Consider the following 12,952-nt stretch of genomic DNA (forward strand, 5'->3'; position numbering starts at 1 on the left):
GCCAATGTTATTATTTTATTATGTTTATATAAAAATAAGACTATATGGTTAAAAATTACGCTGTCTTCTTATATTTCGTATTGTTTTTGGTTGTTTTTTCCTCATTATCTTCGAAAGTTTATGGACAATGTGCGGGAAATGATGCACAAAAAGTAATTTGTGATATTCAGGATCCCATTTATCAGTCCATATCATTATTCTCATTGTTAGGTGGTAGTCCTGTACCCGGAGGAACCTGGACAGATGATAATAACGCCAGAGGATTAGATCGTGCTACAGGAATTTTAAACGGACAACTTATACGCAGTGGAGGTGTTTATCATTTTACTTACACAGCGCCTGCCGTCACTGGTTGTACAAATAATAAAGCGACAGTAACCATTACCATAGGGGCTTATGCCGGAGTGCCTGCTCCTTATGCTACAGAATGTAGTTCTAAAAACACATTTAACCTTTTTACTGCATTTAACAGTACAGTAATGGGGCCACATTCAAACGGAACCTGGACAAATAGTGCAGGGCAAATTGTAGGATCTTCTATTGCAATTACAGGCTTAAACGGGTCATTTGATTTTACCTATACAGTACCGGCGGTAGCTGCTTGTTCTCCCGTTTCTCCTTCATCAAAAGTTACAGTTACTATTTTTAGAGCACCGGAACCAGGAACGCCACAAGATTTAACATTATGCGGAACAACCGGACTGGCAGGTTATACAAATTTAGATCTCTTTACTTTACTTTCGGGAGAAGATAATGGCGGGGAGTGGTACGGAGCCGGATTAACAGCAACAACAGATCATATTGTTAATTTGAAGGAAGTATTTGATACTATGGGCCCCGGAGAATATATTTATACCTATACAGTGCGGTCTTATCCTGATAATAGAATCTGTCCCGATCAGAGCGCTCAAATAAAAATTACACTCGAAAAAAGACTTGATTTTACAGGTGCAAAGTTGGTAATCGATTCAGATATTTGCGAAAATGAAATCCCTACCGCAACATATTTGGCAACAATTACACAAGGTCCTGAAACTATCCCTGATGGAGAATATAAAGTGACTTTTAGTGTTTCCGGCCCCAATGGCGGATTAGAGACAATAAAAGCAAATTTTGTAAACGGTATAATAAGCTTTCCGGTTAAATCCTCTTATTTTAAACAAGTTGGCAAATTTACTATGAACATTATAAGTATAATTGCGACAGCCAGTAAAGAAGCATGTGTAAATGTTATTGATAATCTAAAAGATGATCTGAATGTTTATGCATTACCTCATTTAGACGGAGCTGCATTGACTGCAAGTCCCGTATGTCAGAATAAAAGTGCAACAGTTCAAATTTCAAATGCATCTCAATTGACTGACGGAAATTATAATATTGTTTATAACATAACCGGAGATAATTTCGCAACAGGGCAAACAGCCAATATTAATGCTTTGGGAGGTAATTTTAGTTTTATAATTCCGGCAAGTCTTAATGTAAAAAGCGGTGTTTCTATAATCACGATTATTAAAATTACCAATACAGTTACAGGTTGTACCAATGTTGCCAATACACAGGGAAATTTAATCATTAATCCTTTGCCAAATGCAGCAACTGTAAAAATTCAGGCAGATGATTTTTGCTTTAATGATCCCGTTACTGTTACTGTTTCAGGCTTGGGGAATCTGACTGATGCCACACTTTCATATACACTTTCAGGAGCAAACTCTTCAGCTTTGCAAACCGTTATTTTAACCGTTACCAATGGAAATGCCAGTTTTATAATTCCATCAGGTTTCCTTTTAAATATTGGTTCTGTGACCATTTCAGCTTCAAATTTGAAAAATAATACAACTGCCTGTGATACTAATTTAGTCAATGTAACAGATAACTTTGCAATCAATCCAATTCCGTTAGCACCAGTTGTTGCAAATCAGGAATTCTGTAAAGTTGATGGGGCAACAATTGTCAATTTAGTACCACACGGATCACAATACAAATGGTATAGTTCGTCTACAGCAACAACACCTCTTGCAGATACTTATCTTTTAAAATCAGAAAACCTATATATAAGAGAAACTTCTCCGGCTAGTTGCACATCAGCTCCAACGATGATTTCGGTTTTAATAAACGATACTCCTGCTCCGGTTTTAAATGCGGGAGGAGCAGATTTTTGCGGACTTAAAAACCCGAAGATTTCAGACTTGTCAAATGCAACTAATGTCGCTTCAACTGTTGCCTGGTATGATGCTCCAAACAATGGAAATTTATTAGCTTCAGGAACTTTGCTTACAGACAAAGCAACTTATTATGGATTCGATCTTTCGACAATAACAAATTGTATTTCTGAAAACCATTTAGAAGTTACAGTTTCCTTATTCGATTGTAATCCTGAAGAGTATGCCTTTTTTATTCCTGACGGATTTTCGCCAAACGGAGATGGAGTAAACGATACTTTCACCATTCCGGATATAGAATTTTTATACCCGGATTATACACTTGAAATATTCAACAGATATGGAAATATAATGTTTAAAGGAAATAGAAATAAACCCAATTGGGACGGAAGAAATTCTGAATCAGCCGGTTTTGGTGATGGTGTAGCGCCAAACGGAGTCTATTTTTATATTGTCAATTTTAATAAAGACAATAAAAAGGCGCAACAAGGGCGACTTTATCTAAATAGATAATTCCTTTATTATTTAATAAAATTTTCAAATGAAAAAAATAATACTTTTTATAAGTTTTCTCTTTTACATAACGTCAGTTTCTGCTCAGCAAGATCCGGAATACACTCATTATATGTACAATATGAGTGTAGTAAATCCGGCTTATGCCACAGGAGTTCCGGCGATGTTAAATCTTGGAGGATTGTACAGGACACAATGGGTTGGAGCCGTTGGAGCACCAAAAACATTTAGCTTTTTTGGTCATACAGCCGTGAGTGATAAAGTTGAAGTTGGCTTGTCATTAATCTCAGATGATATTGGAGATGGAGCTAAAAAAGAAAATAATTTTTATGCTGATTTTGCTTATGTCTTAAATTTAGGAGGAAAAAATAAATTGTCATTAGGATTAAAAGCAGGTTTTACATCATTGCAAACCAATTTTAATGGATTTGTTTTTCAGAGTGGTAATACTAGTACAGATTTGGCTTTCTCCGAAAATATAAACGTAACCAAACCCAATATTGGGGTAGGAGCCTATTATTTTAGAGATAACTTTTATGTAGGGTTATCGGCTCCAAATTTATTGAGTTCTAAACATATCGAAGAAAAATCCGGAATTAATGCCTACGGGTCTGAAGTCATTCATACTTTTTTAACAGCCGGATATGTTTTTCAGATCAATGATATGGTGAAGCTGAAACCGGCATTTATGTCAAAATTTGTAGCCGGAGCACCAATTTCTGTAGATGTTACAGCAAATGTTTTGTATAACAATAAGTTTGAATTGGGAGCAGCTTACAGAATAAACGATGCTGTAAGTGCTTTGGTCAATATAAATGTTACATCAACGCTTAGAGTGGGTTATGCTTACGATCATACACTCTCGAATATGGGGCAATTTAATTCAGGAACACACGAAATCATGCTCCTGTTTAATCTGGATTTATTAGGAAAAGGATATGATAAATCACCAAGATTCTTCTAAAATGAAAAATATGAAAAAACTACTCGTTATTATATTCGTATTTTCAATACAATTTATAAAAGCCCAGGATCTCGAATTGGCAAGAGCCAAGCGATTTTTTGACAAAACCTACTATAGTGAATCGATTGTTTTATATGAAAAACTGGTTCAGGAAAAACCTTCACAGGAAGTCATTAAAAATCTGGCCGATTCTTATTTTTATACCAATGACTTAATAAAAGCGCAACGTTATTACCGACTTTTAATTAAAAACTACAACGAAGGTTTAGATCGGAATTATTATTTTAGATATGCCCAAACTCTAAAAGCAACTAATAGTTATGAGGATGCAAATGTTGCTTTAAAAGAATATTATACAAAATCCGGGAATAATGAAGATGTAGTCAATTTTGAAAAAGAACTCAAAACATTAGAAAATGTTTCAGCAATCGGGAAACGATTTGAAATTAAAAATCTGGCTGTTAACACGCCTAATTCTGAATTTGGAGCAGTAAAATACAATGATAATCTGGTGTTTGCCGGAGTAAAACTAAAGCCCGGATTATTCGACAAAAAATTCAAATGGGACAATGAAACGTATTTGAATTTAGTTTCGATTCCATTAAAGAATATCAACTCAGCTGATTCGATTGTACATTATTTTTCTAAAGAATTAAAAACCGGAATGCACGAAGCAAATGCCGTTTTTACAAAAGATGGTAAAACAATTTACTTTACCCGTAACAATTCTAAAAAAGGAACCAGGAAAACAAACGACCAGAAAATCTCCAATCTTCAAATTTTTAAAGCAGAATTAGTTGACGGAAAATGGACAAATATCACATCACTTCCGTTTAACAGCCCAAATTATTCAACTGAACATCCGGCTTTGAGTGCCGATGAAAAAGTATTGTATTTTGCATCGGATATGCCGGGAACATTAGGTTCTTTTGATATTTATGCAGTAAACATTAATAAAGGAGCGTTTGATACCCCAAAAAATTTAGGTCCAATTGTAAATACCGATAAAAAAGAACAATTTCCTTTTGCGTCGACAGATGGTAAGCTTTATTTTTCTTCAGATGGACATTTAGGATATGGGTCACTTGACGTTTTTGTTTCAGAAATCAACGGCAATCAATATTCAAAGCCTGTAAACGTTGGTTTGCCTTTAAATTCAAATCTGGATGATTTTGCATTTAATATTGACTCAAATACCAAAGAAGGTTATTTTGCCTCAAATAGAGAAGGCGGAAAAGGGAGTGACGATATCTATCAATTCAAAGAAATCAAAGACCTTATAGTAGAAGACTGTAAACAATTTATTGCCGGAATTATTACCGATGTTGATACCAGACTGGCTTTAGAAAATGCAACTGTACTATTACAGGATTCAGAAGGAAAGACACTCAATACCATCATAACTTCTGTAGACGGAAAATTTAATTTTACAGTGGCCTGCGAAGCTTCTTATAAAGTCTCTGCGTTTAAGGAAAAATACACAAATGAATCTAAAACGCTGACTTTAAATAAAACCAGAGATGCTGTAAACGATGCATCTTTGGCATTAAAATCTTTGGATGCAATTAAACTCGAAGAAAAAGAAGCTGCAGAAAAGAAACGAAAACAGGAACTTATTATAGAAGAGGAAAATAAGAAAAAAGAAGTACTGGCAGCTATAGCATTAAAACAAAAACAGAAAAAAGCAAAAGAAGCCGCTATTGTTGCTGCCGAAGTCAAAAAAACGGAAAAAGTAAAACAGATTTTAGAACAGGAAAAAGATGTTGTAAAAGATAATAAAGACCGATTAATCATTAAAACAGATCCTATTTATTTTGATTACAACTTATGGTATATCCGAAAAGAATCTAAAGTTGTTTTAGGAAGAGTAGTTGAATTAATGAAGAAATATCCTGAAATGGTTATCGAAATAGGATCGCATACCGATTCTCGCGGAAATGAAAAATTTAATGAAAACCTGTCTCAAAAAAGAGCCAATTCGACCAGAGATTTTATCATAGAATCAGGAATTAATGCAAAAAGAGTTGCAGCAAAAGGATATGGAGAATCTGTACCTATTGTAAAATGTAAAACAGATGATGCCTGTTCTGAAGAAGAACATGAATTAAATAGAAGATCTGAATTTGTAATTAAGAACTTATAGGTTTGATTTTATGTATACTAAGAAACCTAATAGCTTTTTATTAAATGCCTTGGGTTTGATATAAAAAATATAAATTTAATAAGAGAAGCTTTTTTAGCTTCTTTTTTTTAACTTTATAGGTATAAATGACCTTTTAAAAATATCCAATTATGAGAAATCTAGTCTTATCGTGTACGCTTTTGGCCTGTATTGGACTTCAAAGCTGTAAAAATGAAGAAAAACAAAAAGAAGCAGAAGCGGCAAAAGCTGAAGCTGAAACAATTACAAGTGTTCAGTGTTATAAAGCGATATATGAAAAGGATACTATTGATTTAAAACTGAATACTTTAAAAAACGGGAAATTAAGCGGAAACATGATTATGAAAGTTGCACCTTCAACGGTAAGAACCGGAGAGATTACAGGTGAGTTTCATGGAGATACCTTATTTGCAGATTACACTTTTATTGAAGGAGCTGACAAAAATAAAACGTTCAAAAACCCAATGGCATTTCTAAAACGTGATAAACAGCTTATTTTAGGAAACGGAACCATGCAGACCACAATGGGAGTTACTTATATTGTAAAAGATAAACCTATCGATTTTGATCGTGTAAAATATAAATTTGACAGTGTTGAATGCACTGATAAGTAAAAATCAAAATTACAGCAATAAAAAAGCCGTTTCTAAGTAAAGAAACGGCTTTTGGTATTTTTATATTTTTGTTTTTTATAAAACTTCACCTTTAATTTTTAAGGCAACTCTCCCGTCAGGATAGTTTACAGCATTGGTTTCAACCGTAATGGTTTTACGAATAGGTCCTGAAACCATATTGTATTTTACATCAATTTTACCTTTTTTACCAGGCATAACTGCTGCTGCGGGTTTTGTAACAACTATTGAACTTACTGTCGATTCTGCAGCTGTAATTAAAAGAGGCGCATCTCCGGTGTTTGTAAATTCAAAGGAGCGAACTCCATTGTCACTTTTCGAAATTTTTCCATAATCAATAGTATTGTCTTGGGCTGCAAATTCAATTTTTGGGCCATTTTGTGCAAGACCTATTGTACTAAACAATACGATTGCAATAAAAGAGGCAACATTTTTCATTTTGAAATTATTTTTAAGTTGTAAGTAAATATACATTCTTTTAATTAACACACAAATTATTAATTCGCTTTTTATAGTGTACTTAATTATTTACTTTTGCTGTCAATAATAATTACAAAAATTGAACCAATTTTTCTGTTTAGTTGTTTAACCGTTAATTCGTTTAATCGATTGATCATTTGAAAAAGCAAAAATCAATTAAACAGTTAAACAAAAAAACGATTAAACAGTTAAACGAATAAACAACCTAGTAAATGACAATTCCAGCACAATTTGACGCTAAAACGATCGAGAATAAATGGTATGATTACTGGATGAAAAACAACTATTTTCATTCAGAACCGGATCATAGAACACCTTATACAATTGTAATTCCGCCGCCAAACGTCACTGGAGTCCTGCACATGGGGCATATGTTGAATAATACAATTCAGGATGTTTTAATTCGCAGAGCACGTCTTAAAGGTTTCAACGCTTGTTGGGTTCCGGGAACAGATCACGCTTCTATTGCTACCGAAGCAAAAGTAGTGGCAAAATTAAAAGCAGAAGGAATCAATAAAAACGATTTATCCCGCGAAGAATTCCTGGCTCATGCCTGGGAATGGACAGATAAATATGGTGGAACAATCCTGGAACAGCTTAAAAAATTAGGTGCTTCCTGCGATTGGGAAAGAACCAAATTTACTATGGATCCTGACATGTCAGCAGCTGTAATTCGTTCGTTTGTTGATTTATACAACAAAGGGTTAATTTACAGAGGATACCGAATGGTAAACTGGGATCCGGAAGCAAAAACAACTTTGTCTGACGAAGAAGTAATTTACGAAGAACAACAAGGAAAATTATTCTTCTTAAAATATAAAATCGAAGGAACTGAGGAATTTTTGACCATTGCCACAACTCGTCCTGAAACTATTTTTGGAGATACTGCGATCTGTATCAATCCAAACGATGAGCGTTTTACACATTTAAAAGGTAAAAAAGCGATTGTTCCTATTTGTGGAAGAGTGATTCCAATTATTGAAGATGAATATGTAGATGTAGAATTCGGAACCGGATGTTTAAAAGTTACTCCGGCTCACGATATGAATGACAAAACGTTAGGAGAGAAGCACAATCTTGAAATCGTTGATATTTTTAATGAAGATGCTACATTAAATAGTTTTGGATTACACTATCAGGGTAAAGATCGTTTTGTGGTTCGTACTGAAATCGCAAAAGAACTGGAAGAAATTGGAGCTTTGGCAAAAACCGAAATCCATTTAAATAAAGTAGGAACATCTGAAAGAACCAAAGCCGTAATCGAACCAAGATTATCAGATCAGTGGTTTTTGAAAATGGACGAATTGGTGAAGCCTGCAATCAAATCAGTTTTAGAAGACGGTGATATTAAATTACATCCAAAACGTTTTGAAAATACATACGCACATTGGTTAAACAACATTCGTGACTGGAATATTTCACGTCAGTTATGGTGGGGACACAGAATTCCGGCGTATTATTACGGAGACGGAGAAAAAGATTTTGTTGTAGCCGAAAATATCGAAGAGGCGCTAAAATTAGCACAAGAAAGAACATCTAACCATTCACTTACAGCATCTGACTTAAGACAGGATGTTGATGCGTTAGATACCTGGTTCTCTGCATGGTTATGGCCAATGTCTGTTTTTGATGGAATTATTAATCCTGAAAATGAAGATTTCAAATATTATTATCCAACAAATGACTTAGTTACAGGTCCGGATATTTTGTTTTTCTGGGTTGCGAGAATGATTATTGCAGGTTATGAATATACCGGAAAAAAACCATTTACCAATGTATATTTAACCGGTTTAGTTCGTGACAAACAGCGTCGTAAAATGTCTAAATCATTAGGGAACTCTCCTGATCCTTTAGACTTGATCGAAAAATTTGGTGCAGATGGTGTTCGTGTAGGATTGCTTTTAAGTGCTTCTGCAGGAAACGATATTATGTTTGATGAAGAATTATGCCTTCAGGGAAAAGGATTTACAAATAAAATATGGAATGCCTTTAAATTGATAAAAGGATGGGAAGTTTCTGAAACTATTCCACAACCTGAATCATCAAAAGTAGCCATTGAATGGTACGAGGCAAAATTGCAGCAAACCTTAGTTGATATCGAGGATAATTTCGAGAAATACAGAATTTCAGATTCTTTAATGGCAATTTACAAATTGGTTTGGGATGATTTCTGTTCATGGTTTTTAGAAATGATTAAACCGGCATACCAACAGCCAATTGATAAAGCAACGTTTGATAAAGCAATCGAAATGTTAGAAAGTAACCTGAAATTACTTCATCCGTTTATGCCTTTCTTAACGGAGGAAATCTGGCATTTAATTACTGACAGAACTGCCGAAGAAGCTTTGATTGTTTCAACGTGGCCGGAATTAAAACCATTTGATGCAAAATTAATAACTGATTTTGAAAATTCAATCGAAGTGATTTCAGGAATCAGAACCATTCGTAAAGACAAAAATATTCCGTTTAAAGACAGTATTGAACTGAAAGGTATTAATAGCGAAAACGTTTCTGTTTATTTTGATTCTATCATTACGAAGTTAGGAAACATTTCTGCTTTTGATTATGTTTCAGAAAAAGTAGAAGGAGCATTATCTTTCCGTGTAAAATCAAATGAATACTTCATTCCAATTACAGGAAATATTGATGTTGAGGCAGAAATCGCAAAATTAACCGCAGAGTTAGTATATACGCAAGGTTTCTTAAAATCTGTTCAGGCAAAATTATCAAATGAAAAATTTGTAGCCGGAGCACCTGAGAAAGTCCTGGCAAACGAAAAACAAAAAGAAGCTGATGCACTGGCAAAAATTGCTACAATTGAGCAAAGTTTAGCTGGTTTGAAATAAGCCCCCGTTTCTTTTGAACATAAAAATCCCAATACTATTTTTAGTATTGGGATTTTTTTTCAAAGCAATTTGAATACAGGGCAAAAAGAATGATTTTTTACAGATTCAAATTAAAGAATTGGTACTTCAGAAATTAGTTTTTAATAATTTTTCTGGTCGTTACAATTCCATTATCAGATATAAACTGAACAATATAAATTCCGGCAGCTTGTTTGGCGATATTCACATTAAATTCTTTCTGCTTATTTGTTTTTTCTTCAAAAACAATACCATTGTAAACACTCGAAATTTTTAAAGTTCCCTGTTGTTCATTGTTAATACTAATTTTAAAAATACCATTTGTAGGATTAGGATAAATAGTAAATACTCTGGAATCTTCGGCTTCTTTAAGGGCTATATCACCTTCTTTAGTTTGAGGTTTTCCTGCTTTTACAAGAGCAAAACGTTCACCGCCTTCTAATTCCCCTTTAAGAGCATCTTCCTGAATAAGATCTAAAGTAATTTGTTCTTCAGCAGGAAAATCTTTGGTTACTCTAAAATCAAATGTTATTCCAAAAGTCTCCCCAATTTCTATTGGTAAATTGGCAATTGATGCTTCTCTTGAAGAAATCAGAATTTTATTTTTATCGATAATTTTTACGTTTTTCAAACTTCCGTTAGCCTGTGCTTTTTCAAATAATTTTTCATCAAGAGTAGCTTCTATTGTTCCGCCCAATTCGAAGAAATTGTTTTTGAACTGTTCATTAAATCCTTTATCTACAAATCTGATGTTTACAGATTTAGATTTTATTCCTCTGATAAAAACAGCAGTTGGTGAAACAAAATCAGTTGTATTTAAATTATAAACACTTAGATTTTTCCAGGCAATATTATTATTGTTTTTAGTATTTACACCAATCCCAATATTGTTTACTTCATTAAACATAGGATCTCCCAGAGATTCAACTCGTGCGGCCAGACAAAAATGATGCTGATCATAAGTATAATCTGCCGGATTTGGCGGATACCACGGAATCATTACTATTGCGCTGCTTCCTGCAGTTATAGATGGAATGTTTGCCTCGCCAATATAATCACCATGAATTACTGGACCCACACTAAAATTTACAAAATTAGTTGGCCATGTTAATCCTGAAGAAGCTTTGGCAAAGTAAAGTTTTACTTTTGCAGCAGAATTGGTAGCTGTACCTCTGTTATAAACTCTGATATAAACTGCATTTGGTGAGCTGACTTTATATTCCGGATTTTCGTGTACAAGACCTCCATCAGTATTTTGTCTTACCCATATATCATCACTGATCCACATAGGTCCGGAATCCGGATTTGGTTCTGCTCCCGTATCGTATGGTCTGTCTTTGATGTAAAGATCAGCCAGTGGTGCCGTGATTCCGGTAACAATTACAGAATATTTTTGATTTCCGTTTACTAATGCTCCCTTGTGAGAAATGGTTACAGTGTAATTACCGGCAGCTCCTACGATTCTGATTCTTTCAAATGGATCTTTGGTATTATCACCCAAACCATTTGTAGTTGCTGTTAATAATCTGTACGGAAAATTAGTCCCTGCTGAATTGGTTACGCGTATGTCAAGGTCATTAACCAATCTTGAAGTACCAATATTAGGAGTGCTTCCGCTATAAGCTACACCAGCCGGATCTGTCCAGGAAATAGAAGCAATTAATGGATTTACACCATCAGATGTTACAGTAAAGCTGTAACTGCTTCCGTTGTTCAAGGTATTCTCGTCAATAATAGCAAGGGTTCCTTTTTTAGTAATGGTTTCAGCGGCAAATTTTGCATTTAGTAAGCCCCATCCAAATATAGCATCAGGTCCAACTGCTCCGGCATCATCAGAAGTATGCAAAGCCAGCCCTTTTAAGGTTGCAGCACGCATAAATCCTCCGGTTTTGTTTTTATAATGTTGCTGTAGCAAAAGGAGTGTTCCGGTAACATTTGGAGAAGCCATAGAAGTTCCCGTTGCGTTCCCGTAACTCGTATTGGTTAATGGAGTAGGTGTTGCTGTAAGTGTAGCAGTCGAGTAAACAGCAGTTCCGTTTCCTGTTAAGTCCGGTTTAATCCTCAAATCATCTGTAGGTCCCTGACTGCTGGAACTATTAATAGTAACACTTGTGAGTGCTCCTGTGCTGCTTATTACAGCATCATTGGCATTAGCAATAACAAGATTATTTTTTGCAGTAGCATATCCTGTAAGTTTATCATAAGTAGTAAAACCTCCTAACGGACTTGTATTTGCAGTATTGTCGTTACCATCATTACCGGCAGCTTTTACCATTAAATAATAAGGAGCATTGAACATTAGGTTATCCCAATCCCGTGCAACGGTTTCATAGGCTCCAAATCTCCATGCTGCCATGATAACTGCTCCGGAGGCGTTTCTTAATCCCCATCCGTAAGAGTGGTTAGATAGTAACATTCCGTTTGTTGCAGCTGTTGTAGCTTCAGATAAATCAAAATCCCAGTCATTGGTTTTTGCATTTGCCTGATAAGCCATTCCTTTTGCCTGAGCAACCAAACCTGCTGCAACAATAGTACCGGTAACGTGATTGGCATGCTGGCTGTTGTTGCTGGCTGGATTTATAGTAGTAACACCATCTAAGATTGAAACCCTTCCTCCGAACTCATTGTGAGTAGGCAGTGTGGCGCCACCATCCCAAACATAAGCAGTCATGGTTTGTCCGTTGAGTGTAAGACCTAAGCCTCCGCCGGAATTTAAATAATTGGCACGGGTTGATTTTGCTGCATCGGCATTTTCGGGAGTAAAATAAAGCGGATATTTTCCGTCTGCAGATACATCCATTAATTCACTTTGAGTACCATCTTTATTAATAAAAGATAAACTCCAGCCGTTTGCTCTGGCGAGACTTATAGCTCTTTCTTTGTTTTTTGCGGCTTCGGTTTTATATCGAACACTTAAAGATTCCAGTTCTGTAACATTAGAACCTGATCTAATGTTTTCGATATCATTTTGAGTTTGGGAATACATCATTCCACTTACACAAAAGAAAATAATTTTGTAGAGATTTTTCATATAGGTTTGATTTAAGGGGTAATTTTTTTACAAGACATTTTTTCATAAAAAAAAGGCGGACTTTTGTCGCTGATACTACCGTAAAATCCATACGGCAAATTGAATTTCATTTTCATAATTTTGAGTATTAAAAGGTTAATAAAAAATA

7 protein-coding genes are annotated in these 12,952 nt (G+C 34.8%); 5 read left to right on the forward strand and 2 right to left on the reverse strand.

Annotated elements, in window-relative coordinates; genetic code table 11:
- Window positions 1-44: 44 nt before the first annotated feature.
- From A4F88_RS16125 to A4F88_RS16140, 4 genes are all read left to right on the forward strand, one after another.
- Window positions 45-2,672 carry a T9SS type B sorting domain-containing protein gene (locus A4F88_RS16125; RefSeq protein WP_068843659.1) on the forward strand — a complete coding sequence of 876 codons (2,628 nt, stop codon included), beginning with the start codon at window positions 45-47 and terminating at the stop codon, window positions 2,670-2,672.
- 28 nt (window positions 2,673-2,700) lie between these two features.
- On the forward strand, window positions 2,701-3,636 hold the full coding sequence (locus tag A4F88_RS16130; protein ID WP_068843660.1) for a PorP/SprF family type IX secretion system membrane protein: 936 nt from the start codon (window positions 2,701-2,703) through the stop codon (window positions 3,634-3,636).
- 10 nt (window positions 3,637-3,646) lie between these two features.
- Window positions 3,647-5,779: an OmpA family protein gene (locus A4F88_RS16135; RefSeq protein WP_068843711.1), complete on the forward strand. Its 2,133-nt coding sequence runs from the start codon at window positions 3,647-3,649 to the stop codon at window positions 5,777-5,779.
- 149 nt (window positions 5,780-5,928) lie between these two features.
- Window positions 5,929-6,411 carry a hypothetical protein gene (locus tag A4F88_RS16140; protein WP_068843661.1) on the forward strand — a complete coding sequence of 161 codons (483 nt, stop codon included), beginning with the start codon at window positions 5,929-5,931 and terminating at the stop codon, window positions 6,409-6,411.
- Window positions 6,412-6,486: 75 nt separating this feature from the next.
- Here the strand turns inward: A4F88_RS16140 and A4F88_RS16145 are convergent, their stop codons facing one another.
- Window positions 6,487-6,867, reverse strand: coding sequence for a DUF1573 domain-containing protein (locus A4F88_RS16145; protein WP_068843712.1), 381 nt, complete (start codon window positions 6,865-6,867; stop codon window positions 6,487-6,489).
- A 254-nt stretch (window positions 6,868-7,121) separates the two neighbouring features.
- On the opposite strand from A4F88_RS16145, the gene A4F88_RS16150 reads away from it, so the two are divergent.
- Complete coding sequence (locus tag A4F88_RS16150; protein WP_068843662.1) at window positions 7,122-9,755, forward strand: valine--tRNA ligase; 2,634 nt, start codon at window positions 7,122-7,124, stop codon at window positions 9,753-9,755.
- 133 nt (window positions 9,756-9,888) lie between these two features.
- Here the strand turns inward: A4F88_RS16150 and A4F88_RS16155 are convergent, their stop codons facing one another.
- Window positions 9,889-12,804, reverse strand: coding sequence for a S8 family serine peptidase (locus A4F88_RS16155; protein WP_082815787.1), 2,916 nt, complete (start codon window positions 12,802-12,804; stop codon window positions 9,889-9,891).
- Window positions 12,805-12,952 lie beyond the last annotated feature (148 nt).

Source organism: Flavobacterium chilense (assembly GCF_001602525.1).
Lineage (GTDB): Bacteria > Bacteroidota > Bacteroidia > Flavobacteriales > Flavobacteriaceae > Flavobacterium > Flavobacterium chilense.

Coding starts and splice junctions, on each gene's coding strand:
- A4F88_RS16145 (WP_068843712.1), bottom strand. CDS start 6,867: ATGAAAAATGTTGCCTCTTTTATTGCAATCGTATTGTTTAGTACAATA.
- A4F88_RS16135 (WP_068843711.1), top strand. CDS start 3,647: ATGAAAAAACTACTCGTTATTATATTCGTATTTTCAATACAATTTATA.
- A4F88_RS16150 (WP_068843662.1), top strand. CDS start 7,122: ATGACAATTCCAGCACAATTTGACGCTAAAACGATCGAGAATAAATGG.
- A4F88_RS16125 (WP_068843659.1), top strand. CDS start 45: ATGGTTAAAAATTACGCTGTCTTCTTATATTTCGTATTGTTTTTGGTT.
- A4F88_RS16155 (WP_082815787.1), bottom strand. CDS start 12,804: ATGAAAAATCTCTACAAAATTATTTTCTTTTGTGTAAGTGGAATGATG.
- A4F88_RS16140 (WP_068843661.1), top strand. CDS start 5,929: ATGAGAAATCTAGTCTTATCGTGTACGCTTTTGGCCTGTATTGGACTT.
- A4F88_RS16130 (WP_068843660.1), top strand. CDS start 2,701: ATGAAAAAAATAATACTTTTTATAAGTTTTCTCTTTTACATAACGTCA.